The sequence below is a fragment of the Klebsiella sp. K-3 genome (assembly GCF_051207495.1).
GTDB classification, from domain to species: domain Bacteria; phylum Pseudomonadota; class Gammaproteobacteria; order Enterobacterales; family Enterobacteriaceae; genus Klebsiella; species Klebsiella aerogenes.
The window spans coordinates 88,501-112,186 of record NZ_JBPNXF010000004.1; the positions used below are offsets into that span (position 1 = coordinate 88,501).

Below are 23,686 nucleotides of genomic sequence, written 5' to 3' on the forward strand. Positions count from 1 at the left end.
ACGCGTTTGTTTGCTTACGTTATGTTCAGTCAGGGGCGAAATGGAGGGCGAAACGATGTGGGAAACGCGGGCGCTGGAGCTTAACAACCAGGATATCTGGCACTGGCCGTCGGCCTGCCGGTTGATTGAATACGCACTTGAGCATGATTTTAATACCGTGGTGGTGGGGCAGGCCGAGCTGTTTGGCAAGCTGGTTTCGCCACAGGGGTATACGCCTTTTGACTATAACGACCGGTTGTCGAGCCAACAACGAGCGCGCTGTATCTATCTCAATCGCCTGGCGTTACGCTGCCGTGAACAGGGGTTGCGATTTTATCTGCAGGCGAAAGAACTTAGCTTTCCAACCGAACTGTTATTAGCGCATCCGGAACTGCTGGATACCCCGCGCGGGGTGCGTTTCGATGTCGATTTCTGGAGCCGCTGGTTAACTGACAAAATCCGCGCCGTGTGCCAAAGCGTGCCAGCGCTCACCGGTTTGATTATCGCGCTCTCCAGTACCGACGGCTTATTACCAATCTCTCACCCGCAGTGGGCCAGACAACACGACGATCCCCGCCAGCCCGCGCAAAGCTTGATGCTGTATCGCCGCTGCTTTAATGCCCTGAGCCAGGCGGTAGCCGCGCAAAATAAACATCTGGTACTGCGCGTTTTCCCGGCCAGCAATGACGATCTCAGCGCCGTGCTGGATGCGATTGAACCGCTGCCGCCTGCGGTTTCGGTATCGATAAAACTCACGCCGGAACGTTTCTGGCCTGCATTCCCTAATAATCCGGCGCTGCTGGCGGTGCAGACGCGAGATGTATGGATCGATATCGATCTTGCCGGCGAGGAAGTGGGATGGGGAGTCATGCCGTTTTTACGTATTGATGAGCTACAGGGGCGACTGCTGTGGTGCCAGAGCCGCAATCCGCGCATTACCGGCGCTATCTGCAAAACCAGTTGGGAAAGCATCGATAATCACTGGATCCCTGCGACGTTAAGCGAATGTAACCTCTTCGCCTGCAGCCAATTGCTGGGCGAAGGGGCGGCAAAAAATCAGCAGCAGTTACTGGTGCAATGGCTGGCGCAGCGTTACGGCTGGTGTCCGCCAGCCGATGTCGCGCAGCAGTTCCAGTCGCTGCTTGAGCAGGCGACGCAGACACTCTATCAGTCAATATATGTGCGAGACCATGTGTTCCATCGCCATAGCCAATTGCCTGAAAGCTACGGCCAGGCGGTGTGGAGCCTTTACGGACAACTGGCGCGCAGTCACTGGTTACCCGGTTCGGCGCACGATATCCACTTCAAGCGTGACGATCCGCAGAAATCGATGGCTAATCTCACGCAAATCGCGCAAGAAAAAGATGACGTCGCAGCCAGCGCGCAGCAGTTGGGGAAAGCGGCGCAAGCGTTCGCTCTCACGGCGGATTTTCCCGCCGCGCTGGCGCTTCGGTGGCGTGAAGAGTGGCAGGGACTGGCGCTTTATTGCCAGACATTTACCCACGCGCAAAAGGCCTTCTTTACTCTGCACTTCGCCCGAGAGGTGGAAAACAGCTGGAGCATGCGGGAAATTTGTCATATCAACGTACAGGCGCTGTATCGCTGCGCATCGGAAATGGAAACGCTTTGTCAGCAGACAGGAGAGGCCTCGCCGGCGTTTTACGTGATGTTCGATCCCGTACGAGCACGTCATCTGGCTGATAGCCTGAGCACCGAACTGACGGCGCTCAGATAGCCGTATTAAAGCGTGCGGTGTAGCGCTTCAACCAGGCACAGTATCGCCATTGCCTGGCCGTAGGGCATGGCGGTCAGGGGAATGTTACGATAGTGGTCGAGGTCGCGGCCCATCGCTGTGCCAAACGACACCTGCGTTAGCTCTCCTTGCGGTGAGATATGTTCGATTATACCCCGGCAGGCCCGCTCGGCGACCGGCAGAAACGCGTCGTCGAGGTAGCCGAGGCGCACCGCCTTAAAAATACCCGCGGCAAACCCCGCCGTCGCAGAGGCTTCCAGATAACTATCGGGGTCGTTGAGCAGCGTTGGCCATAGGCCGTTTTCGGCCTGGCAGCGGGCAAGGGCGCTGACCTGAATCTGCAGAGTATTTTGCAACTGGCGGTAAAAGGCGTCGTGCTCGTCGAGCGCGAGCATCTCCAGTAGCTCCGGTATCGCCAGCGTTATCCAGCTATTGCCGCGAGCCCACAGCGCGCCGGCGAAATGGTGTCTGCCGTTGAAATGCCAGCCGTGAAACCACAGGCCGCTTTGGCGGTCGCTTAAATAGTGCAGGTGCTGCAAAAACTGAAATTTCGCCTCTTCTACCCAGCGCGATTTAGCAAACATTTTGCCGAGCATCGCCAGCGGCAGCACCGCCATCATTAGCGTATCGTCCCAGATTTGTTGATGATGGGGAGCCTCATAGGTGACGTGCTGCAGGCAGCCTTCATCGGTACGCGGCATCTGGCGATATATAGCGTCTCCCCAGCTTTCCAGATAGGCGCGCCAGTCGCTGCGAGGCGTCTGTTGATAGCGCAGCGCCAGGGTTAAAAACGGGCAAGCGGTATTGATGTTTTTCTCCGGCGTGCCCTCGGCGAAACGGGCGCTAAACCAGCCGTCGATAAGTTCATCAGCCCGAAGCGATCCTGTCAGGTGCTGGTAGCGAAACAGGCCAAACAGGGCGATGCCATGCGTCCACTCCCAGCCGTCCCAACCTTTGGTATCAACCACCCGGCCATCCGCCAGCCGCTGCAAATACTCGCCGCTATCATCGGTAATCGCGGTTAAGTTGCCGATTAGCGCTTCGATGAGTGACTGTAATTCAGGACGGTTGTTTTTCTGCGACATAGTGATTTCCTTGAGTAGAAACAGCGGCGTGTTGCCAGCGATCGTTGTGATGTGGATGGCCGGTCAATAGCTCGATGGTTTCGCGTGCCAGCGGGCTGGCATTCTGTGGATGACCACCGGCGCGCAGACGCTCCAGTTCGCTAATCAGGATTTGATGTCGCGGCTGGCTCAAGCGAAAACGAAACGCGCCATACATCGCCAGTAAGGCCAGCAGGCCGGGGCCAACGAGGAATACCCACCAGATACCATTCAGCGCGGCGGTATTCTGCGTTTCGGCGCCTTTGGTGAATCCAAAGGTTTCCAGCGCCAGGCCGACGATAAACAGCGCCAGCGCCTGGGAGAATTTGCGCGTCAGCATCATCACCCCCGCGTAGATCCCTTCGCGGCGCACGCCGGTGTAGGCTTCATCGATATCGGGCAGGAAATTGTAGACATTCCATGGGATGAGATAGGTGCCGCCGCGGGCGATGCCCATCACGATTGCGCCGCCGAGCAGCAGCCAGGAAAGATGGCTGAAAGAAGCGGTTAGTTGGCTGAACCACAGTAGCGCGCAGAGGATCAGCGCGATGGCGACCTTATAGGCGTTGCCGTTGCCGACGCGGATGCAAAGCCAGGTAAATAAAGGGATCGCGAAGAATTGAAACAGCGTCATCAGACTCATGGCCTGCGAAGCCAGCGAGGTGCCGACACGTAGCACGTAGGTCATGTAGTGCATAAACAGCGAGCCGAAAATATCCAGCGCCACCGCGCCGCCGACGTACATCATGATATGGATACGGAAGGTCCGCAGACGGAAGGTAGAGGCCATTTCCCGATACAGCGAGCGCAGCGTTTTACCTAAACCTTGCTGCGTCTGCGGTGGTGGGAGATGCTCACGTTCCCAGGTACCGCGCCAGACGAAGATCCACGGCAAGGCAAAAAGCAGGGCAAAGATAATGCCGATATAGAGAAACGCCTGCGATTTATCGGCGACGTGGGCCATGATTTGCCCGGGGATTAGCGCCGCGAGAAAGGCTGTCGCCTGAGCAAATAGCATTCGTGCCCCGGACATTTTCGAGCGCAAATCATAGCGCGCGGTCATCTCTGCAGGCAGGGTATCGTAAGGCACCATCAGCAGGGTGAAGACGGTGCTGAATAGTAGATAGGTACCGAGGTACCAAGCGTAGCCAAAACCACTTATCCACATCAGAGCGAAACAGAGCGATAGCGGCGCGCCGACAATAAAGAAGATCCGTCGCCGTCCCCAACGGGTGCGAATGTTGTCGGTAATGTAGCCCATTACCGGGTCGGTGATGCCGTCCCAAATCTTGGCGATGGCGAAAATAGAGGCCGCGGCGGCGGGCGAGAGCCCGGCGACTTCAATATAAAAGTAGAGCAGCCACAGGCCGGTGATGGTCATCGCGCCGCTGCCGAAAATATCGCCCATCCCCCAGCAGAGGATATTGCGGGTTTTGACTTCTCGTTGCGGGGTTACTGTCCTCGTCATGCGCGTATCTCTTTTATCAGGGATGAGAGGTTGCACAGTAAAAGAGGGAGATGGGGGCGAAAATCCCGATAGACGGTTTTTCGTACCGTTCTGCGAGCAGCATGCCAAATGGCGACAAAATGAAATAAACCCCGCGATGCGCCTCACGTTTTCTGTGGTTGAATCAGGCCTTAAATGTGATGCGGACCCTTTTTTCATTTTTGTCAGGGGTAAAGTTTGCGGGTGTTATCACGTTTTGCCCCTGGTCGTGACGGCGATTGTGAAAGGGTACGCAGATATTTCCGCGATATCGCTTTCGACCCTACGCTGAGGGTGAGAGAGATGGTGAGATAGCCTCCACGTTGATTTTCCAGGACATGCTATGAACATTTATCTTTCGCAGCGCCATCCCCATGCGGATGGCGTGACGCCTGATACCGAACTCTTTCAACAGGCGCTGGACGAACTGGCGCAGGCGGGCGGCGGCCGGTTGGTGGTTGATTGCGGCAGGTACGCGCTCGGCGGTTTACGGATAGGCTCGAACACCTGTCTGTGGCTGTCGCCGGGCGCCGAGCTTATCGTTAGCGAAAACTATGATGACTTTGCCCAGGCGACGGCGCTGAGCCGGGCGGAATCTTCAGATCGGGCCTTTCTGTATGCTGTGGATGCGCAGAATATTACCATCTGCGGCGGCGGTGAGATTTACGGCAGCGCTGACGGCTGGTTTTCCCGTCGCGTTGATGCCATGGGTTACCGCACGCCAGCCACGGCGCGCCCGAGGATCATTTTGCTGGAAAATTGCCTTCGCGTCCGGCTAGAAAACATCACCGTACGACATGCCCCGATGTGGACAATTCATCTGGTCTCCTGCACGGGCGTGGTGGTTGACGGTGTCACCGTTGACAATGATTTGACGATGGCTAATACCGATGCGCTGGATATCGACAGCTGCCAGCAGGTACATATCGCCAATAGCTATTTCAGCGCGGCGGATGATGCCATCTGTCTGAAGACCACCGATAAACCTGAGCGCATCCAGCGACCGTTGCGTCAGGTAACCATTGTTAACTGCACGCTGCGCTCGAAAAGCTGCGCCTTTAAAATCGGTACTGAAACCTGGCAGGATATTGAGGATGTGCTGGTGAGTAACTGCACTATCTTTGACTCCAATCGCGGCATCGGCCTGATATCCCGCGACGGCGGGCGGCTACGGCGGATGATTTTTAGCAGCATTGCTTTTGATTGCGTGAGCGCGCCGGCCTGTCACTGGGGCGAGGCGGACCCTGTTTTCCTTTCCGCGTGCCGTCGCGATCCGGCGATTGAACCCGGCGAAATCTCACAGATCCAGTTCCGCGGGCTGGTTGGCGAGTGCGAAGGCGCGATAAACCTGCATAGTGAAACGCCAGGTCAGATCCGGCGCATTCTGTTTGACGGCGTGCAGCTAACCCAGAAGCTGAACCTGGCAGCGGAGCAGGGGCTTTATGATATCCGCCCGCCGTGCAATCCGATGTCGCCGACCGGGATGGGGATTGATAACGCCTGGTGTCTGAATCCGCAAAGCGGCCGCGTTTGGGGTGTCGAACCTTATCCCGGCGGTTTGCCAGTACTGTACGCCAACGGCGTAGCGGGTCTGACACTGCGCGAATTTGATTATCAGCGCCCGATACCATTACCGGCAGCCTGGAACCCTAACGCGCTATGTCTGGAAAACGGCGATAATTAGCGAGGAAATAAGAGAGGAAGGTGCCCCGGCGATTGCTCCGGGGCAGGTCGAACTTATTCTTCGGCGGCATAGCCCTGCGGCGGCAGCTTGCGATTATCCAGCCACGCAGAGTTAGCTTCCATACGCAGGCGTCCATCAACAAACCAGCTCACCACCAGCGGGTAGATGTCGTGCTCCTGCGCCTGAACGCGGGCGGTAACGTCATCTTCGCTGTCTTCCGGAAATACCGGCACCCGAGCCTGTAAAATCACCGGCCCGCCGTCGAGTTCGTCGGTGACGAAATGTACCGAGGTGCCATGTTCCTCATCACCGTTTTCCAGCGCCTGGCGATGAGTATGCAGCCCCGGATATTTCGGCAGCAGAGAAGGATGGATATTCAGCAAGCGCCCCTGATAGTGGCCAACAAAGGCCGGACTAAGGATACGCATGTAGCCCGCCAGCACCACCAGATCGGGTTGGAAGACATCGATTTGCTGCATCAGCTCGCGGTCGAATGCTTCGCGGCTATCAAACGCTTTCGGCGAGAGCGCAAAGGCTGGAATACCGGCCTCGCGGGCGCGCTCAAGGCCGAATGCTTCGGCCTTATTGCTGAATACCGCACGCAGGGTGCCGTTGATTTGCTTCCGGGCGCAGGCATCAATAATCGCCTGTAAATTACTGCCGTTACCGGAAATCAGCACCACAATGTTTTTCATTCAATGACCACGCGTTGTTCGGCATCGGATGCCTTGATGTAACCGATTTTCCAGGCGTTTTCACCCTGCTCGTTCAGCAGGGCGATGGCTTTATCCGCCTCGGCTGCCGGCAGAGCGACCAGCATGCCGACGCCGCAGTTAAAGGTGCGGTACATTTCGTGGCTGCTGACATTACCGGCGGTTTGCAGCCAGTTGAAGACTTCCGGCCACTGCCAGGAGGACTCGTCAATCACCGCCTGGGTGTTGTCCGGCAGTACGCGCGGGATATTTTCCCAGAAGCCGCCGCCGGTCAGGTGAGCGATAGCATGGACGTCGACGTTGGCAATCAGATTCAGAATCGATTTGACATAAATGCGGGTCGGCGCCAGCAGATGGTCGGCCAGCGGTTTGCCGTTGAGGTCGGTGGTTTGTGGGTCAACGCCGCTGACTTCGATAATCTTACGCACCAGCGAGTAGCCGTTAGAGTGCGGGCCGCTGGAGGCAAGGGCGACCAGTACGTCGCCGTCAGCCACTTTGCTGCCGTCGATGATTTCTGATTTTTCTACCACGCCGACGCAGAAACCGGCCACGTCGTAATCTTCACCATGGTACATACCCGGCATCTCTGCCGTTTCGCCGCCAACCAGCGCGCAGCCGGACTGTAAGCAGCCTTCGGCGATGCCGCTTATCACGCTTGCCGCGGTATCCACGTCCAGTTTACCGGTCGCGTAGTAGTCGAGGAAAAACAGCGGCTCGGCGCCCTGAACTACGAGGTCATTGACGCACATGGCGACCAGATCGATACCGATAGTGTCGTGACGTTTAAGGTCCATCGCCAGACGCAGCTTGGTGCCGACGCCGTCGGTACCGGAGACCAGTACCGGTTCGCGGTATTTCTGCGGCAGAGCGCACAGCGCGCCGAATCCGCCCAGTCCGCCCATCACTTCCGGGCGACGGGTTTTCTTCACCACGCCCTTAATACGGTCGACGAGAGCGTTGCCTGCATCAATATCCACGCCGGCATCTTTATAGCTGAGAGAGGTTTTATCGGTCACTGCGAAGTCTCCACGCGTTTGCGGTAGCAAGAAAAATCGGCGCAATTCTAACAGGGAAAGCAAACGTTTGCGAGCCTGCTTTACACTCGATTTAAAACGGCTTACAGATGAGCAAATTTGATACTGTTCACGAAAATGAAACCGGGTACAGTCTTCTGCTTGCCTCGCCTTTAATGAATGATCATTATGCCAATGAAACCGGTTTCTGTTTGGTGAAAAGCGCATAACGATCGTCTATAGGGAGAGTATATGTCCGGATTCAAAGAAGGTTTTCTGTGGGGCGGCGCGGTAGCGGCGCATCAGCTTGAGGGCGGCTGGCAAGAAGGAGGGAAGGGGATTAGCGTCGCTGACGTGATGACCGCAGGCGCCCATGGGGTGCCGCGAACGATCACCGACGGCGTACTGCCCGGCCATAACTATCCCAACCATGAGGCGATTGATTTTTATCATCGTTATAAAGAAGACGTGGCGCTGTTTGCCGAACTGGGATTTAAGTGTTTCCGTACTTCAATTGCCTGGACGCGCATTTTTCCGCTGGGCGATGAGCTGGAGCCCAATGAGGCGGGCCTGCAATTCTATGACGATCTGTTCGACGAGTGCCTGAAATATGGTATTGAACCGGTGATCACGCTCTCCCATTTTGAGATGCCTTACCACCTGGTGACTGAATACGGCGGCTGGCGCAACCGTAAACTCATTGATTTCTTCGTCCGCTTTGCGAAGGTGGTGTTTACCCGTTATCAGCACAAAGTGAAGTACTGGATGACCTTTAACGAGATCAACAACCAGGCCAACTTCCATGAAGATTTCGCCCCCTTTACCAACTCCGGTCTGAAGTATCAGCCCGGAGAAGACCGTGAGCCGGTGATGTTTCAGGCCGCCCATTATGAACTGGTGGCCAGCGCGCTAGCGGTGAAGGCGGCACGCGAGATTAATTCGGACCTGCAGATTGGCTGTATGATCGCGATGTGTCCTATCTATCCGCTCACCTGCGCGCCGGACGACATCATGATGGCGATGAACGCTATGCATCGTCGTTACTGGTTTACCGATGTGCACGTGCGTGGCCGCTATCCGCAGCATTTGCTCAACTACTTCGCGCGCCGCGGTTTTACGCTGGATATCACCGACGCCGATCGCCTGGCGTTAAAAGAGGGTTGCGTCGACTATATTGGCTTTAGCTACTATATGTCCTTCGCCACCAAAGCGACTGACGATAATCCGCATCTGGATTACGACGAAAGCACCAGCCTGGTTTCCAATCCCTACGTCAAGAAATCGGATTGGGGCTGGCAGATTGACCCGGTTGGTCTGCGCTACTCGCTCAACTGGTTCTGGGATCACTATCAACTGCCGCTGTTTATCGTTGAAAACGGCTTTGGCGCCATTGACGTGCGTGAAGCTGACGGTAGCGTGGATGACCAGTATCGTATCGAGTATCTTAGTGCCCATATTGCCGAAATGAAAAAAGCGGTAGTGGAAGATGGCGTCGATCTGATGGGGTATACCCCGTGGGGCTGTATCGATCTGGTCTCCGCCGGTACCGGCGAGATGAAAAAACGCTATGGATTTATCTTTGTCGATAAAGATAACGACGGTTGCGGCACGTTGGCCCGTAGCCGTAAAAAATCCTTTGCCTGGTATCAGCAGGTTATTGCCAGTAACGGCGAAAACCTATAGCCGCCAGCAAGCGTCACGTTGCTAAAGATAAAAGCCGAAGGGGAACCTCCGGCTTTTTTTGTTTGTTTTATAATGTGTAACAATCCATAAATCACTTTGTTTGATATACGTCAAGCAAGATGGGTATGGCGCAATCCGCAAAAAGCGGTATAATCCCGCGATTTTTTTTGTGGCTGCCCCTCAGAGGAGAAAGAGAATGAAGATCGTGGAAGTGAAACATCCACTCGTCAAACACAAGCTGGGCCTGATGCGTGAGCATGACATCAGTACTAAACGCTTCCGTGAACTCGCCTCAGAGGTTGGTAGCTTACTGACCTACGAAGCAACCGCCGATCTCGCTACCGAGCGTGTCACTATCGAAGGCTGGAACGGTCCGGTCGAAGTTGAGCAGATCAAAGGTAAGAAAATTACCGTGGTGCCTATCCTGCGTGCCGGTCTGGGTATGATGGAAGGCGTGCTGGAGCACGTGCCGAGCGCGCGTATCAGCGTTGTTGGTATCTACCGTGATGAAGAAACGCTGGAGCCGGTTCCTTATTTCCAGAAGCTGGTTTCAAACATTGACGAGCGTATGGCGCTGGTGGTTGACCCGATGCTGGCAACCGGTGGTTCGATGATCGCGACCATCGACCTGCTGAAAAAAGCGGGCTGCTCGAGCATTAAGGTGCTGGTGCTGGTGGCGGCGCCGGAAGGCATTGCCGCGCTGGAGAAAGCGCATCCTGACGTCGAGCTGTACACCGCCTCCGTCGACCAGGGCCTCAACGAGCACGGATACATTATTCCGGGCCTCGGCGATGCTGGCGATAAGATTTTCGGTACCAAATAAATGATGAAGTGATAAAAAGCCGACTTTGAGAGTCGGCTTTTTTTTGAATAAATCACGCCCACAACAAATAACAAACGACTCTCAGAGGATAATATTATGACGCGCCGTGCAATCGGGGTGAGTGAAAGACCGCCGCTTTTACAGACAATCCCGCTTAGTTTGCAACATCTGTTCGCCATGTTTGGCGCAACGGTTCTGGTGCCTATCCTGTTCCACATTAACCCGGCTACTGTACTGCTGTTTAACGGCATCGGTACGCTGTTGTACCTCTTTATCTGTAAAGGCAAAATTCCGGCCTATCTGGGGTCGAGCTTCGCCTTTATCTCCCCGGTGCTGCTGTTGTTGCCGCTGGGTTATGAAGTGGCGCTCGGCGGTTTCATTATGTGCGGCGTCCTGTTTTGCATCGTCTCCTTTATTGTCAAAAAAGCCGGTACCGGCTGGCTGGATGTGATGTTCCCGCCGGCGGCGATGGGCGCCATCGTGGCGGTTATCGGCCTGGAACTGGCGGGCGTGGCGGCGAACATGGCCGGGCTGCTGCCGGCTGACGGTCAATCGCCTGACAGCAAAACTATTATTATTTCGATGGTGACGCTGGCGGTGACGGTTTTTGGTTCCGTACTGTTCCGCGGCTTCCTGGCGATTATCCCGATTCTTATCGGCGTGCTGGTGGGCTATGCGCTCTCCTTTGTGATGGGCGTTGTCGATACGACGCCTATCGCCGAAGCGCACTGGTTTGCACTGCCGACCTTCTACACCCCGCGCTTTGAGTGGTTTGCCATTTTCACCATTTTGCCTGCCGCGCTGGTGGTGATCGCCGAGCACGTGGGGCACCTGGTGGTGACCGCCAATATCGTTAAGCGCGACCTGATCCGCGATCCGGGTCTGCACCGCTCGATGTTCGCCAACGGGCTGTCGACGATTGTCTCCGGTTTCTTTGGCTCAACGCCAAACACCACCTACGGGGAAAATATCGGCGTGATGGCGATTACCCGCGTATACAGTACCTGGGTTATTGGCGGCGCGGCGATTATCGCGATTCTGCTCTCCTGCGTCGGCAAGCTGGCGGCGGCGATCCAGATTATCCCGGTTCCGGTGATGGGCGGCGTTTCTCTGCTGCTGTACGGGGTAATCGGCGCATCCGGTATCCGCGTGCTGATCGAATCAAAAGTCGATTACAGCAAAGCGCAGAACCTGATTCTGACCTCAGTCATCCTGATCATCGGCGTGAGCGGCGCCAAAGTACATATTGGCGCGGCGGAGCTGAAAGGCATGGCGCTGGCGACGATCGTCGGTATTTGCCTGAGCCTGATCTTTAAACTGATCAGCGTTCTGCGTCCGGAAGAAGTGGTGCTGGACGCCGCGGATAGCGAAGAAGCGAAATAACGATCCTCATACCGGGCAGCGATCCTGCCCGGTTCTCTCCTGACCTAAAACTGTGTTAAACTCTTCGCGTTTTTCTGTAAGCCTATGTTGAGGTCCATCTGAACGCTCCGGCACAGCTCTCTTTGCCACTGTATCTTCCTGACGACGAAACGTTCGCGAGTTTCTGGCCGGGTGATAATCCTTCCCTACTTGCCGCTCTGCAGAACGTGTTGCGGCAGGAACACAGCGGATACATCTATATCTGGTCACGCGAAGGCGCGGGGCGTAGCCATCTTTTGCATGCCGCCTGCGCTGAGCTATCCCAGCGTGGCGATGCCGTCGGCTACGTGCCGTTGGATAAGCGCACGTGGTTCGTGCCGGAAGTGCTGGACGGCATGGAGCAACTGGCGCTGGTGTGCATCGATAACATCGAGTGCGTGGCCGGGGATGAGCCCTGGGAAATGGCTATTTTCAACCTCTATAACCGTATTCTCGAATCAGGTAAAACTCGCCTGCTGATCACCGGCGATTGCCCGCCGCGACAGCTGCATCTTGGCTTGCCGGATCTCGCCTCGCGCCTTGACTGGGGGCAAATCTATAAGCTACAGCCGCTGTCGGATGAAGATAAGCTGCAGGCGCTGCAGTTGCGCGCCAGACTGCGCGGTTTCGAGATGCCGGAAGATGTCTGCCGTTTCCTGCTCAAGCGTCTGGATAGAGAAATGCGCTCGCTGTTTATGACGCTCGATCAGCTCGATCACGCGTCAATTACCGCTCAACGAAAACTGACGATCCCATTTGTTAAAGAGATCCTGAAGCTTTAGGCCGAAAGCGACGCCAGTTCCTGCTCTGCCAGCCCGGTTAGCTGCGCCACCAGCGCGGGGGCGAGACCGCTACGTAACATCGCGGCGGCGATACGCTGTGCTTCTTCTTTACGGCCTTCTTGCCGGCCCTCTTGCCGTCCCTGAAGCAAACCGCGCTCCAGCCCTTGCTGCTCGAGATATTCTGCAATAGTCATCAGCGTCTCCTTATGTTGCGGCGTCCGGCGCGCCAGCTCACGAATAAACTTTATCGGTTCGCGGCTATTTCCCGCGAGCACCAGGTAGTGCATTAGCGCCTGCACCTGTGTTTGCGTGGCTAATCCAGTCAATAATAATTCGCCCAGCTTGTCGAGTAACTGCGCCAGATCGCGTTGTCGAATATGTTTTTGCAGTAATTCCAGCGTTGCCATACGTTGATGAGTGGCGATTTCATCATCCGGTATGACGGTGATATCCGCCAGTGGAAATTCGCCGTGGTAGAGTGTGGTCGCCAGCTCCGGCGCGGCAAACTCATCCAGCCAGCGCATTGAAAACGGATAGGGCGTCACCAGGCCGTGATAGAAAAGCACCGGGATCACCAGAGGGAGTTTTTCGTGTCCGGCATCAAGGTGGCGCTGCATGACGGCGACGGCATAGCGCATCAGGCGAAAGGCCATATGTCGGTCGGGGCTACTTTGATGTTCGATCAGCGCGTAAATATAGCCGTCGCCCGCGGTGGTTTGCAGCGAGTAGAGAATATCGGAATAGTAAGGTCTGAGATCTTCTTCGACAAAATTACCCGATTCTAAATGTAGCGTACGCAGATCGCAGATCTCCTTTAGTGCTTCAGGCAGATACAACTGGAGAAAATCGCGCGCGGTATCCGAATGGGAAAGATAGGTTTTAAATACTGCGTCATGCGGTGTGGAAATAGCTTTATTCATTGGCAATCCGTCCAGTGGATTCAGGTGATGGACGGACAGTAGCACTACTGCGCAAGGGGAGGGGATTGGCCTGTTTTTTCTGGAAGCGGCCACGAAAAAAATCGCGCCGCGGGCAACACCGGCGGCGCGTAGGGGGTTAGCTGACGATTTCCAGCACCTGTTCCGGCGGGCGGCCGATACGCGCCTGACCGTGGCTGACCACGATGGGCCGTTCGATGAGTTTCGGGTTCTCGACCATAGCCTTAATCAACGCCTCTTCGCTGAGCTGTGGGTCGGCGAGATTGAGCGACTTATACAGATCTTCTTTCTGGCGCATCAGTTCGCGGGCGCTGCTCATATTCAGCATTTTCAACAGCTGGCGCAGCGTCGCGGCATCCGGCGGCGTCTCCAGATACAACACCACTTCAGGGTCGATGCCGTTGGCTTTCAGCAGGCTGAGCGTGTCACGGCTCTTCGAGCAGCGAGGGTTGTGGTAAATTTTTACCGCGTCAGACATGTGGTCTCCTTACATTTTCTGATAGGGGCGGAATCTTTCCTGCAGCTGGCGCAGCTGGTCGATGCGAGCGTCGTAGCGCGCCTGCTGCAAACTGCCCAATTTCACTTGCGAACTGGCGCTGCTTAGCAGCGAGATGGCCTGGTCAAGCCTACCGGCCAGCGCCATGCCTTCGGCCCGCGCCGCCAGCTCCTGGTCGCGATGACCCAATGCGCCTTCCGCCTGCGCCAACAGGTCCCAACCGTTGCCGTCATCCTTGTTATTAAAGGTGTAGCGGTTGAGAATAGTCGCGGCTTCCGCCGGCTGTCCGCCCTGCAGATAGGCATTGGCCAGGTTCAGCTGCAGGACCGGATCGGTACGGATCTCTTTGGCGTTTTTCAGACGGTTAATCGCGTCGGTAGTCTTTTTCTGCCCAAGATCGATATCGGTGGCGAGATCCAGATACCAGGGATTTTGCGGGTCGGCGCCGAGCAGCGGCTGGAGCGCTTTGCGCGCCTGATCGTAGTTATTGCTCTCCATGGCCAGTAGCGCGCGGCCATACTGCGCGGCGTGCTGTTCGCGGATATTCCCTTTTGACCAGGCGTCAAGCAGATCGCTGCCGAGCTTATTTTCCCCGGAGTTGTACATACCGAGGGTACGGGCCTTAGCGAGATAGAAATCCGCCGAGGATTGGACTACTACCGGGCGCATCTGGTTGGCGCGGTTACGGGCATCGGCCAGACGGCTTTCCGGCAGTGGGTGAGTGAGCAGCATTTCCGGCGGGCGGCTGGAATAGCGGGATTCGTCGAGTAATTTACCCATAAAAGCCGGCATCGCCTGCGGATCGAACCCGGAGCGCTGCAGTACCTGAATACCGATGCGGTCGGCTTCTTCTTCATTCTGACGGGTGAAACTAATCATTCCCTGCTGGGTGCCGGCCAGGGTGCCGGTTAATGCCGCCATCCCCGCCTGCGGGCTGGCCATCGCCAGCAGAATAGAGCCCAGCGCGCCGACCCAGGTTAGCGGCGCGCTACGTTTTTGATCTTCCATCGCGCGCGCCAGATGGCGCTGGGTGACGTGGGAGATTTCGTGCGCCATTACCGAGGCAAGCTGGCTTTCGTTATCCGCGTAGCGGAACAGCGCCGAGTGCAGCACTACGTTGCCGCCGAAGAAAGCAAAGGCGTTAATCTGATCGTTATTAATCAGATAAAAGTGGAACGGCGTACGCACGGAGTTAGCGTGGGCGACCAGGCGCATGCCCAGCCCGTTAATGTATTGCACCAGTAGCGGGTCGTTTATCAGCGGCGCGCTACCGCGCAGCTGGCGCACGTAGTAATCGCCCATCTGCATTTCCTGCCCGATGGAAAGCGTGCTTCCTGCCGAGGTGCCCATATCCGGCAGCGTATCCGCCGAGTCAGCGGCGGCAGGTAATATCGTCCCCAGCGTCAACGACGCGACGGCGGCGGCCACCAGCGTTTTCTTTAACTGCCTGAACATAACCTCTGTCCTGTAATGTGGGTGTGCCAGTTTGATCGGTTGCGCGGCCCAATGTTCCCGTGCCGCAGATTCTGCGAGTTTAGCTGTGGTTGATGGCGTTGAAAATATGATATTCGCACAGTTGTGCAGGTTTGTGTCATAGCCAATAAAAAGCGAAGTCTTTTTTGTGACACTTAGATACAATTCCCCGGATTGTGGCGATTTGCGCTTCAGGGAAGGGTTTATGCTTGAGATGTTAATGCAGTGGTATCGTCGTCGTTTCAGCGATCCGGAAGCGATAGCGCTGCTGGTTATTCTGCTGGCCGGCTTCGGCATTATGTTCTTTTTCAGCGGGCTGCTGGCGCCGCTGCTGGTCGCCATCGTGCTGGCCTATCTGCTGGAATGGCCGACCGTTCGCCTGGAGCGTATCGGTTTGTCGCGAACCTGGGCCACGTCGTTGGTGCTGGTGCTTTTTGTCGGTATCTTGCTGTTGATGGCCTTTGTGGTGATGCCGGTGGCCTGGCAACAGGGTATTTATCTCATCCGCGATATGCCAGGCATGCTGAATAAGCTTTCCGATTTCGCCGCCACGCTGCCGCGGCGTTATCCGGCATTGGTGGATGCCGGCATCATCGATGCGATGGCGGAAAATGTGCGCACTCGCATGTTGACCGTGGGGGATTCGGTGGTGAAGTATTCGCTCGCCTCGCTGGTGGGCCTGCTGACGCTGGCGGTTTATCTGGTCCTGGTTCCGCTGATGGTCTTCTTCCTGCTGAAAGACAAACAGCAGATGCTGAATGCCGTACGCCGCGTATTGCCGCGTAATCGCGGCCTGGCGGGGCAGGTGTGGAAGGAGATGAACCAGCAGATTACCAACTATATCCGCGGCAAGGTGCTGGAGATGATTGTCGTCGGCGTCGCCACCTGGATAGGCTTCATTCTCTTTGGTCTCAACTACTCGCTGCTGCTGGCCGTACTGGTAGGATTCTCGGTGTTAATCCCGTATATCGGCGCTTTTGTGGTCACCATTCCGGTGATCGGCGTGGCGTTGTTCCAGTTCGGCGCGGGCACTGAGTTCTGGAGCCTGTTTGCCGTATACCTGATTATTCAGGGGCTGGATGGCAACCTGCTGGTGCCGGTGCTGTTCTCGGAGGCGGTGAATTTACATCCGCTGGTGATTATTCTGTCGGTAGTGATTTTCGGCGGGCTGTGGGGGTTCTGGGGGGTATTCTTCGCGATTCCGCTGGCGACGTTAATCAAAGCGGTGGTTCACGCCTGGCCTGACGGAATGGTTATTGAAGACGAGTGACACGCTGATTGACGCAAAAAAACGCCGGGCGATTTATTATCCCCCGGCGTTTTTCATTTAGACGTTATGCGTTTTCTTTCAGCCAGTTCAGCACGACGTCGTGGTGATTGCTGGTTTTGAAGTTATCAAACACATGTTCAATCTTGCCGTCAGCATCAATGAGGAAGCTAATACGGTGAATACCGTCGTAGGTTTTCCCCATAAATGATTTTTCGCCCCAGACGCCGAACTGTTCGCAGACCTGATGATCTTCATCAGACAGCAGCGTAAAGTTCAGCAGCTCTTTTTCGGCAAAACGGGACAGCTTTTCTGGTTTATCAGTGCTGATACCCAGAACTTCGACGCCCGCTTTTTTCAGGTCGTCCATGTTATCGCGTAAACCGCACGCTTGTACGGTGCAGCCCGGGGTCATGGCTTTCGGGTAAAAATAAACCAGAACACGCTGTCCCTGGAAGTCGGTTAAATTTACTTCCTCGCCGTCCTGGTCCGGTAAGCTAAATTTCGGTGCGATATCACCGGCTTTCAGTGGGGTCATTGGTTAAACTCCATCCTGTTCATCATGCTGTGAATAATTAACGATGTTAATACTGCCTTGTGCGCTCAGTTCTGTACATAGGGCTTTGAACGCTTGCTCGATATTTGTCGTGTTTTGCGAGGCAGGACTGTGTGCGGTGATTTGAATAAATAGCTGAGCGGCGTCTTTATCTTCGCCCGGTTGAGTACGGGAGACCAGTTCGGCGATATTCATATTCCACGTGTCGCACAGCGCGGTAAAGCGCTCAATGATATGCGGCGAGTCCGGCACCTCTACCTGGATCCAAACCGTATTCGGCATCGCCTGCGGCGGCCGGGCGGAGGTGCGCTTCATTACGATCAGCAAATCCAGCTCGGCTCCTTTTAACGGCAGCGTTGATTCGATCAGGTTAATCGCGTTCCACGAGCCGGAAAGCAGCATTATAAACGTGAACTCGTCGCCGAGCATGGCCAACCGGCTGTCTTCAATGTTGCAGCCGCAGCTGCTGACGTGGCGAGTGATTGTGTTTACGATGCCGGGGCGGTCTGCGCCCAGAGCGGTAATCACCAGATAGTGTTGTAATGAGGCTGTCAAACCTGTTCTTCCTTTAAAAAGGTGAGGTAACATTAGGAAAGCATAAAAAAAACCGGCGTACAACATCCCAGATGGCGTTGGGTCTCTTGCTTTTATTGCGGCACCAAACGTAACATTGAGAATCTTGTCCCACTTCTGCTCTGAGGATGGCCCATGTTCACGGGAAGTATTGTAGCGCTTGTCACGCCGATGGATGATAACGGTAATGTCTGCCGGTCAAGCCTGAAAAAACTGATTGATTACCATGTCGCCAACGGAACCTCGGCGATTGTTTCGGTAGGGACTACCGGCGAATCCGCAACGTTAAGCCATGAAGAGCATGGCGACGTCGTGATGATGACCCTTGAACTGGCCGATGGCCGCATCCCGGTCATTGCTGGTACCGGTGCAAATGCAACCGCAGAGGCGATTAGCCTGACCAAACGTTTCAACGATAGCGGCGTTGTCGGCTGCCTGACGGTCACTCCTTATTATAACCGTCCGACTCAGGAAGGCCTGTTCCAACACTTTAAAGCTATCGCTGAGCATACTGACCTGCCGCAAATTCTGTATAATGTGCCGTCCCGTACCGGTTGCGATATGCTGCCGGAAACCGTTGGTCGCCTGGCGGAAATTAAAAATATTGTCGGTATTAAGGAAGCAACAGGGAACTTAAGTCGCGTTCACCAGATCAAAGAGCTGGTTTCAGACGACTTTATTCTGCTGAGCGGCGATGACGCGACCGGCATGGACTTTATCCAGCTCGGCGGCGTCGGCGTCATTTCCGTCACGGCGAACGTCGCCGCCCGTGAAATGGCGGACATGTGCCGACTGGCGATGGCGGGTCAATTCGCGGAAGCTCGCGCGATTAACCAGCGTCTGATGCCGCTGCATACAAAATTATTTGTCGAACCCAACCCGATCCCAGTCAAATGGGCTTGTAAGGCGTTGGGACTTGTAGCGACCGACACGCTGCGCCTGCCGATGACGCCGATTACCGAAACGGGTACGAAAGCGGTTACCGCAGCGCTGAAGCATGCCGGTTTGCTGTAGAGTTTAGGGAGATTTGATGGCTTACTCAGTACAGAAGTCGCGCCTGGCGAAGGTTGCGGGTGTTTCGCTGGTTTTACTCCTCGCGGCCTGTAGTTCTGACTCGCGCTATAAGCGTCAGGTTAGCGGCGACGAGGCTTATTTAGATGCCGCGCCGCTCAGTGAACTTCACGCCCCGGCGGGGATGATCCTGCCGCTGCAGACTGGCGACTACAACATTCCGGTTGCCGCCAGCACCGGTGCGGTAGGTAAAGCGCTGGACATTCGTCCTCCGGCTCAGGCGTTAGCCCTGGTCAGCGGCGCGCGTACCCAGTTTAACGGCGACACTTCCACCCTGATGGTTGAAAATAGCCGTAGCGGTTCTTTATGGGCGCAGGTTGTCAGCATCGTACAGGCGAAAAACTACACCATCACCAAGCGTGACGATGCAGGCCAGACGCTGAATACCGATTGGGTAGAGTGGAACCGCCTTGATGAAGACCAGCAGTACCGTGGCCGTTATCAAATCTCCGTTAAGCCGCAGGGCTATCAGCAGGCGGTGGTGGTGAAGCTCGTGAACCTGGAGCAGGCGGGCAAGCCCGTGTCTGACCCGGCTTCTCTGCAGCGCTACAGCACCTCGATGCTGAACGTTATCTCCTCCGGTCTTGATTCCAACGCCACCAATGCGCAGAATGCGGCGCAGAGAAGCGCTGGCGCGACCTTTGACGTGCAGAGCGCGGCGGATGACACCGGCTTGCCGATGCTGGTGGTGCGCGCGCCATTCAACATGGTATGGCAGAAACTGCCGGCCACGCTTGAAAAAGTGGGCATGAAGGTGACCGACAGCACTCGCTCCCAGGGCAGCATGGCGGTAACTTACAAGCCGCTGTCTGACAGCAGCTGGCAGGAACTGGGCGCAAGCGATCCGCAGTTGGTCTCTGGCGACTATAAACTGCAGGTCGGCGATCTCGATAACCGCAGTAGTCTGCAGTTCATCGACCCGAAAGGCCACACCCTGACGCAGTCGCAAAATGACGCCCTGGTAGCCGTATTCCAGGCCGCATTTAACAAGTAATAAAAAGGGCTGGAGCAATCCGGCCCTTTTTAATGTATAGTGACGCAAACGTGTGCGTAGCCGCAAAGTCCGGTAATTTGCCTGATTTTGCCTACGGGCGGAAAGGTAATTTTTTGGCTTAATATCACTGGAGTGGTGAAAGATGAAAAAGCAAGCTGAGTTGTATCGTGGCAAAGCGAAAACGGTATACAGCACCGAAAACCCGGATCTGCTGGTACTTGAATTCCGTAACGATACGTCAGCAGGGGATGGCGCCCGCATCGAGCAGTTCGATCGTAAAGGCATGGTGAATAACAAATTCAACCATTTCATTATGAGCAAGCTGGAAGAAGCCGGTATCCCGACCCAAATGGAAGCGCTGCTTTCCGATACTGAATGCTTGGTGAAAAAGCTGGATATGGTGCCGGTTGAATGCGTGATTCGTAACCGCGCGGCGGGTTCACTGGTGAAACGCCTGGGTATTGAAGAAGGTATCGAACTGACTCCGCCGTTGTTCGATTTGTTCCTGAAAAACGACGCCATGCACGACCCGATGGTCAACGAATCCTACTGTGAGACGTTCGGCTGGGTGAATAAAGAAAACCTGGCGCGCATGAAGGAGCTCAGCTACAAAGCGAACGACGTACTCAGCAAGCTGTTTGATGATGCCGGTCTGATTCTGGTCGACTTCAAGCTGGAGTTTGGTCTGTTCAAAGGTGAAGTGGTGCTTGGCGATGAATTCTCTCCTGACGGCAGCCGTCTGTGGGATAAAAACACCCTCGATAAAATGGACAAAGACCGCTTCCGCCAGAGCCTCGGCGGCCTGATCGAAGCTTACGAAGAAGTGGCCCATCGTCTGGGCGTCAAGCTCGACTAATCCCCTCCGCGCCGGAAGAAATCGTCTCTTCCGGCACTCTTATTCGTTGTTTCCTGTGGTAATCCTCCGCTGAACCGCCTACGATCTCTCATATTCGTAACATGATGGAATAGAGGTGCTTATGCGCTGGCAAGGGCGTCGTGAAAGCGACAACGTGGAAGACAGACGTAGTGATTCAGGTTCGCCGCTGGGCGGCGGCGGTGGCGGTTTTCGCATTCCAAGCGGTAAAGGCGGCATCGTCCTGCTGATTATCGTTCTGGTGGCGGGTTATTATGGCGTGGATTTAACCGGCATGCTGACCGGCGAACCGATGCCGCAGCAGCAAACCTCCACCCAGCGTTCCATCAGCCCGAAGGATGACGAAGCGGCGAAGTTCACCTCCGTTATTCTGGCCACCACAGAAGACACCTGGGGGCCTATTTTCGAAAAGATGGGGCGGCAATATGTTCAGCCGAAGCTGGTGATGTATCGCGGAGCGACCCGTACCGGTTGCGGCACCGGCCAATCGGTGATGGGGCCGTTCTACTGCCCGGCGGACAGCACGGTCTATATCGACCTGTCATTCTATGACGAGATGAAAAACAAACTCGGCGCTGACGGCGACTTCGCGCAGGGCTACGTGATTGCGCACGAAGTCGGCCACCATGTGCAGAAGCTGCTCGGCATTGAACCTAAGGTCCGTCAGATGCAGCAGCAGGCTTCGCAGACCGAAGTGAACCGCCTGTCGGTGAAAATGGAGCTGCAGGCAGACTGCTTTGCGGGCGTCTGGGGCAATAACATGCAGAAACAGGATGTGATGGAAACCGGCGATCTGCAGGAGGCGCTCAATGCCGCTGAGGCCATCGGCGACGATCGTCTGCAGGAGCAGAGCCAGGGCCGCGTGGTGCCGGATAGCTTCACCCATGGGACTTCCCAGCAGCGCTATACGTGGTTCAAACGCGGTTTCGATAGCGGCGACCCTGCGCAGTGTAATACCTTCGGCAGCGCGCTTCGCTAACGTTTGCCGATGGAAACGCTGCTTGACCTGACCGCGCAGATGGCGCGCGAGGGTATTCGTCGCCTGCTGGTGCTCAGCGGTGACGAACATTGGTGTCTGGCGCAGGCCGTTGAGCTGCGAGAGCGGCTGGGCGGCGATAGTCTATGGGTCGGCGCGTTGCCGCAGCAGGAACCCTGCGTGGCGCCGGGCGCGCTGAAAACGCTGCTCGGGCGCGAATTTCAGCATGCCTTTTTCGACGCTCGCCACGGTTTTGACGTGGCGGCTTTTGCCGCGCTTGCCGGCACGCTGCGCGCCGGCAGCTGGTTAGTGCTCCTGGTGCCGGATTTTGCCCGCTGGCCTGAGCAGGCGGATGGCGATTCGCTGCGCTGGAGCGATACGTCTGAACCGATCGCCACCCCTAACTTTGTCCACCGTTGTCTTCAACTCTTTAGCGCGGATCCTGAGGTCGCCCTGTGGCGACAGGGCTACGGCTTACGGTTGCCGGAGGCCGTGCCGCGCAGGCACTGGCATGCTGCCGATGGTTACCCGCAGGCCGAACAGGCCGCTATTCTCAATTCGCTGACGTCGTCGCCCCCGCACATTGCCGCCGTCACCGCCGGGCGCGGGCGCGGTAAATCTGCGCTGGCGGGAATGTTGATTCATCAACTAGCTGGTTCCGCCATCGTCACCGCGCCAACGCGCGACGCGACAGCGGTCATCGCCGCTTTTGCGGGACAGAAGATGCGCTTTATGGCGCCTGATGCGCTGCTGGCAAGCGACGCAAAAGCCGACTGGCTGGTGGTCGATGAGGCCGCCGCTATCCCGGCGCCGACGCTACGCCAGCTGACGGCGCGTTTTCCCCATACGCTGTTGACGACGACGGTTCAGGGCTATGAGGGGACCGGTCGTGGCTTCTTATTGAAGTTCTGCGCCAGTTTCCCAACGCTACGGCGGTATCATCTGTCGTCGCCGATTCGCTGGGCGCCGGGTTGCCCGCTGGAGTCGGTTATCGATCGGCTATTGTTGTTTAACGATGAGGCGTTTCTCCAGGCGCCGCACGGGGAACCGCAGCTGGAAACGTTAAGCCAGCGTGCCTGGCGCGAACAGCCCTCGCGCCCATCAGAGGCTTATCAACTGCTTTCCGGCGCGCATTACCGCACTTCGCCGCTGGATTTGCGCAGGATGATGGATGCGCCGGGCCAGCATTTTACCTTGGCTCGCTGCGCGGATGGCGTCGCTGGCGCGGTGTGGCTGGTGGAAGAGGGCGGTCTCGAACCTGAGCTTAGCCGCGCCGTCTGGGCCGGATATCGCCGCCCGCGCGGCAATCTTGTGGCCCAGTCATTGGCCGCGCACGGCGGTAGCCCGCTGGCGGCGACGCTGACCGGCAGACGCGTCAGCCGTATTGCCGTACATCCAGCGCGCCAGCGCGAAGGGCAGGGGCAGCGTTTAATCGCCCATGCCGTCAAGCAGACGCATGGGTGTGACTATCTCTCCGTCAGCTTTGGTTTTACCCCTGAACTATGGCGCTTCTGGCAGCGCTGCGGGTTTCTGCTGGTGCGTATGGGAACGCATCGCGAGGCGAGCAGCGGCTGTTATACGGCGATGGCGCTTTATCCGCTCAGCGAAGAGGGGCGCCAGCTGGCCTGGCGTGAACATCAACGGCTGGCGCGGGATGAGCGCTGGCTAAGTCAGTGGCGTGATGAACGCGCTCCGGTGACGGCGGATGAAACAACTATGCTTACTGAGGAGGACTGGCTGGAGGTCGCCGGTTTTGCCTTTGCGCATCGTCCGCTGTTGACGGCGGTCGGGAGTCTGAACCGGCTCTTACAGGCGACGCCGCTGCCGTCAGTGGCGCTTCGTGCGCGATTAGCGCAGCAGGATGAGGCAACGCTGTGCGCAAACCTTGGTTTATCCGGCCGAAAGGCGCTACTGGCGCGACTGCGGGAAGAGGCGGCGGCGGCCATGGCGGGACTCGATCCTGCCCGCGCGCAACAGCTGGAAGAGTGGGTCAGGAAGCTGCAATTTTTTTAACTAACTCATTCAGTTAAATGGCATGGTCATATTCC

Annotated in this window: 21 protein-coding genes; 12 read left to right on the top strand and 9 right to left on the bottom strand. The window is 56.4% G+C overall.

All coding sequences use genetic code 11. The features are described 5' to 3' along the window. The first annotated feature begins 55 nt into the window (after nucleotides 1–55). Nucleotides 56–1,714 (top strand): hypothetical protein, encoded by a 1,659-nt coding sequence (locus ACSEMK_RS07345; RefSeq protein WP_087858445.1) that lies wholly within the window; start codon nucleotides 56–58, stop codon nucleotides 1,712–1,714. Nucleotides 1,715–1,719: 5 nt separating this feature from the next. Here the strand turns inward: ACSEMK_RS07345 and ACSEMK_RS07350 are convergent, their stop codons facing one another. After that, nucleotides 1,720–2,817 carry a glycoside hydrolase family 88/105 protein gene (locus ACSEMK_RS07350; RefSeq protein ID WP_430914715.1) on the bottom strand — a complete coding sequence of 366 codons (1,098 nt, stop codon included), beginning with the start codon at nucleotides 2,815–2,817 and terminating at the stop codon, nucleotides 1,720–1,722. After that, nucleotides 2,792–4,243: an MFS transporter gene (locus ACSEMK_RS07355; protein WP_430914783.1), complete on the bottom strand. Its 1,452-nt coding sequence runs from the start codon at nucleotides 4,241–4,243 to the stop codon at nucleotides 2,792–2,794. The genes ACSEMK_RS07350 and ACSEMK_RS07355 overlap by 26 nt, the downstream gene beginning before the upstream one ends. A 421-nt stretch (nucleotides 4,244–4,664) precedes the next feature. Here ACSEMK_RS07355 and ACSEMK_RS07360 point away from each other — a divergent pair, with 421 nt between their 5' ends. Beyond that, nucleotides 4,665–6,005, top strand: a complete 1,341-nt coding sequence (locus ACSEMK_RS07360; RefSeq protein WP_430914716.1) for a glycoside hydrolase family 28 protein — start codon at nucleotides 4,665–4,667, stop codon at nucleotides 6,003–6,005. Between the two features lie 53 nt (nucleotides 6,006–6,058). Here ACSEMK_RS07360 and purN read toward each other — a convergent pair whose 3' ends face one another. Then, complete coding sequence (purN, locus tag ACSEMK_RS07365) at nucleotides 6,059–6,700, bottom strand: phosphoribosylglycinamide formyltransferase (RefSeq protein WP_015370398.1); 642 nt, start codon at nucleotides 6,698–6,700, stop codon at nucleotides 6,059–6,061. Then, complete coding sequence (gene purM, locus ACSEMK_RS07370; protein WP_020078194.1) at nucleotides 6,697–7,734, bottom strand: phosphoribosylformylglycinamidine cyclo-ligase; 1,038 nt, start codon at nucleotides 7,732–7,734, stop codon at nucleotides 6,697–6,699. The genes purN and purM overlap by 4 nt, the downstream gene beginning before the upstream one ends. A gap of 249 nt (nucleotides 7,735–7,983) precedes the next feature. Between purM and ACSEMK_RS07375 the strand changes: the two genes are divergently transcribed. The 4 genes from ACSEMK_RS07375 to ACSEMK_RS07390 all read left to right on the top strand — a co-directional run bounded on the left by ACSEMK_RS07375 (nucleotide 7,984) and on the right by ACSEMK_RS07390 (nucleotide 12,420). Beyond that, nucleotides 7,984–9,414: a 6-phospho-beta-glucosidase gene (locus tag ACSEMK_RS07375; RefSeq protein ID WP_316424311.1), complete on the top strand. Its 1,431-nt coding sequence runs from the start codon at nucleotides 7,984–7,986 to the stop codon at nucleotides 9,412–9,414. 196 nt (nucleotides 9,415–9,610) lie between these two features. After that, nucleotides 9,611–10,237, top strand: coding sequence for a uracil phosphoribosyltransferase (upp, locus tag ACSEMK_RS07380; protein ID WP_015370402.1), 627 nt, complete (start codon nucleotides 9,611–9,613; stop codon nucleotides 10,235–10,237). A gap of 96 nt (nucleotides 10,238–10,333) precedes the next feature. Further along, complete coding sequence (gene uraA, locus ACSEMK_RS07385; RefSeq protein ID WP_015370403.1) at nucleotides 10,334–11,620, top strand: uracil permease; 1,287 nt, start codon at nucleotides 10,334–10,336, stop codon at nucleotides 11,618–11,620. 98 nt (nucleotides 11,621–11,718) lie between these two features. Continuing rightward, the gene (locus ACSEMK_RS07390; RefSeq protein WP_026612247.1) at nucleotides 11,719–12,420 is read left to right on the top strand and encodes a DnaA inactivator Hda; all 702 of its coding nucleotides are present in this window, start codon (nucleotides 11,719–11,721) and stop codon (nucleotides 12,418–12,420) included. On the opposite strand, the gene ACSEMK_RS07395 is transcribed toward ACSEMK_RS07390, so the two are convergent. The 3 genes from ACSEMK_RS07395 to bepA all read right to left on the bottom strand — a co-directional run bounded on the left by ACSEMK_RS07395 (nucleotide 12,417) and on the right by bepA (nucleotide 15,309). Beyond that, nucleotides 12,417–13,340: an Rpn family recombination-promoting nuclease/putative transposase gene (locus tag ACSEMK_RS07395; RefSeq protein WP_308959147.1), complete on the bottom strand. Its 924-nt coding sequence runs from the start codon at nucleotides 13,338–13,340 to the stop codon at nucleotides 12,417–12,419. The two genes, ACSEMK_RS07390 and ACSEMK_RS07395, sit on opposite strands and share 4 nt — an antisense overlap. 136 nt (nucleotides 13,341–13,476) lie before the next feature. Then, entirely contained in the window at nucleotides 13,477–13,836 is a 360-nt protein-coding gene (gene arsC / locus ACSEMK_RS07400) for an arsenate reductase (glutaredoxin) (RefSeq protein WP_047043470.1), read from the bottom strand. A gap of 9 nt (nucleotides 13,837–13,845) precedes the next feature. Then, nucleotides 13,846–15,309, bottom strand: coding sequence for a beta-barrel assembly-enhancing protease (gene bepA / locus ACSEMK_RS07405; RefSeq protein ID WP_015703149.1), 1,464 nt, complete (start codon nucleotides 15,307–15,309; stop codon nucleotides 13,846–13,848). 223 nt (nucleotides 15,310–15,532) lie between these two features. On the opposite strand from bepA, the gene ACSEMK_RS07410 reads away from it, so the two are divergent. Continuing rightward, nucleotides 15,533–16,597, top strand: a complete 1,065-nt coding sequence (locus tag ACSEMK_RS07410; RefSeq protein WP_087858424.1) for an AI-2E family transporter — start codon at nucleotides 15,533–15,535, stop codon at nucleotides 16,595–16,597. Between the two features lie 64 nt (nucleotides 16,598–16,661). Here ACSEMK_RS07410 and bcp read toward each other — a convergent pair whose 3' ends face one another. Together bcp and ACSEMK_RS07420 are read right to left on the bottom strand one after the other, a co-directional pair. Beyond that, complete coding sequence (gene bcp, locus ACSEMK_RS07415; protein WP_015365462.1) at nucleotides 16,662–17,132, bottom strand: thioredoxin-dependent thiol peroxidase; 471 nt, start codon at nucleotides 17,130–17,132, stop codon at nucleotides 16,662–16,664. 3 nt (nucleotides 17,133–17,135) lie between these two features. After that, nucleotides 17,136–17,705 carry a glycine cleavage system transcriptional repressor gene (locus ACSEMK_RS07420; protein WP_015365463.1) on the bottom strand — a complete coding sequence of 190 codons (570 nt, stop codon included), beginning with the start codon at nucleotides 17,703–17,705 and terminating at the stop codon, nucleotides 17,136–17,138. A 153-nt stretch (nucleotides 17,706–17,858) separates the two neighbouring features. Between ACSEMK_RS07420 and dapA the strand changes: the two genes are divergently transcribed. The 5 genes from dapA to ACSEMK_RS07445 all read left to right on the top strand — a co-directional run bounded on the left by dapA (nucleotide 17,859) and on the right by ACSEMK_RS07445 (nucleotide 23,651). Further along, nucleotides 17,859–18,737, top strand: coding sequence for a 4-hydroxy-tetrahydrodipicolinate synthase (dapA, locus tag ACSEMK_RS07425; RefSeq protein ID WP_032712143.1), 879 nt, complete (start codon nucleotides 17,859–17,861; stop codon nucleotides 18,735–18,737). Between the two features lie 16 nt (nucleotides 18,738–18,753). Next, nucleotides 18,754–19,788 (top strand): outer membrane protein assembly factor BamC, encoded by a 1,035-nt coding sequence (bamC, locus tag ACSEMK_RS07430; protein WP_087858426.1) that lies wholly within the window; start codon nucleotides 18,754–18,756, stop codon nucleotides 19,786–19,788. Nucleotides 19,789–19,930: 142 nt separating this feature from the next. Next, entirely contained in the window at nucleotides 19,931–20,644 is a 714-nt protein-coding gene (gene purC, locus ACSEMK_RS07435; RefSeq protein WP_015703148.1) for a phosphoribosylaminoimidazolesuccinocarboxamide synthase, read from the top strand. Nucleotides 20,645–20,765: 121 nt separating this feature from the next. Further along, nucleotides 20,766–21,641 (top strand): KPN_02809 family neutral zinc metallopeptidase, encoded by an 876-nt coding sequence (gene ypfJ / locus ACSEMK_RS07440; protein ID WP_045392648.1) that lies wholly within the window; start codon nucleotides 20,766–20,768, stop codon nucleotides 21,639–21,641. Nucleotides 21,642–21,650: 9 nt separating this feature from the next. Then, nucleotides 21,651–23,651, top strand: coding sequence for a tRNA(Met) cytidine acetyltransferase TmcA (locus ACSEMK_RS07445; RefSeq protein ID WP_430914717.1), 2,001 nt, complete (start codon nucleotides 21,651–21,653; stop codon nucleotides 23,649–23,651). Nucleotides 23,652–23,686: the final 35 nt, after the last annotated feature.

Bases quoted from the DNA above. Each gene is read 5' to 3' on its own strand.
- ACSEMK_RS07345 (WP_087858445.1), top strand. From the start codon at position 56: ATGTGGGAAACGCGGGCGCTGGAGCTTAACAACCAGGATATCTGGCAC.
- ACSEMK_RS07350 (WP_430914715.1), bottom strand. From the start codon at position 2,817: ATGTCGCAGAAAAACAACCGTCCTGAATTACAGTCACTCATCGAAGCG.
- ACSEMK_RS07355 (WP_430914783.1), bottom strand. From the start codon at position 4,243: ATGGGCGATATTTTCGGCAGCGGCGCGATGACCATCACCGGCCTGTGG.
- ACSEMK_RS07360 (WP_430914716.1), top strand. From the start codon at position 4,665: ATGAACATTTATCTTTCGCAGCGCCATCCCCATGCGGATGGCGTGACG.
- purN (WP_015370398.1), bottom strand. From the start codon at position 6,700: ATGAAAAACATTGTGGTGCTGATTTCCGGTAACGGCAGTAATTTACAG.
- ACSEMK_RS07375 (WP_316424311.1), top strand. From the start codon at position 7,984: ATGTCCGGATTCAAAGAAGGTTTTCTGTGGGGCGGCGCGGTAGCGGCG.
- upp (WP_015370402.1), top strand. From the start codon at position 9,611: ATGAAGATCGTGGAAGTGAAACATCCACTCGTCAAACACAAGCTGGGC.
- uraA (WP_015370403.1), top strand. From the start codon at position 10,334: ATGACGCGCCGTGCAATCGGGGTGAGTGAAAGACCGCCGCTTTTACAG.
- ACSEMK_RS07395 (WP_308959147.1), bottom strand. From the start codon at position 13,340: ATGAATAAAGCTATTTCCACACCGCATGACGCAGTATTTAAAACCTAT.
- arsC (WP_047043470.1), bottom strand. From the start codon at position 13,836: ATGTCTGACGCGGTAAAAATTTACCACAACCCTCGCTGCTCGAAGAGC.
- bepA (WP_015703149.1), bottom strand. From the start codon at position 15,309: ATGTTCAGGCAGTTAAAGAAAACGCTGGTGGCCGCCGCCGTCGCGTCG.
- ACSEMK_RS07410 (WP_087858424.1), top strand. From the start codon at position 15,533: ATGCTTGAGATGTTAATGCAGTGGTATCGTCGTCGTTTCAGCGATCCG.
- bcp (WP_015365462.1), bottom strand. From the start codon at position 17,132: ATGACCCCACTGAAAGCCGGTGATATCGCACCGAAATTTAGCTTACCG.
- dapA (WP_032712143.1), top strand. From the start codon at position 17,859: ATGTTCACGGGAAGTATTGTAGCGCTTGTCACGCCGATGGATGATAAC.
- bamC (WP_087858426.1), top strand. From the start codon at position 18,754: ATGGCTTACTCAGTACAGAAGTCGCGCCTGGCGAAGGTTGCGGGTGTT.
- purC (WP_015703148.1), top strand. From the start codon at position 19,931: ATGAAAAAGCAAGCTGAGTTGTATCGTGGCAAAGCGAAAACGGTATAC.
- ypfJ (WP_045392648.1), top strand. From the start codon at position 20,766: ATGCGCTGGCAAGGGCGTCGTGAAAGCGACAACGTGGAAGACAGACGT.
- ACSEMK_RS07445 (WP_430914717.1), top strand. From the start codon at position 21,651: ATGGAAACGCTGCTTGACCTGACCGCGCAGATGGCGCGCGAGGGTATT.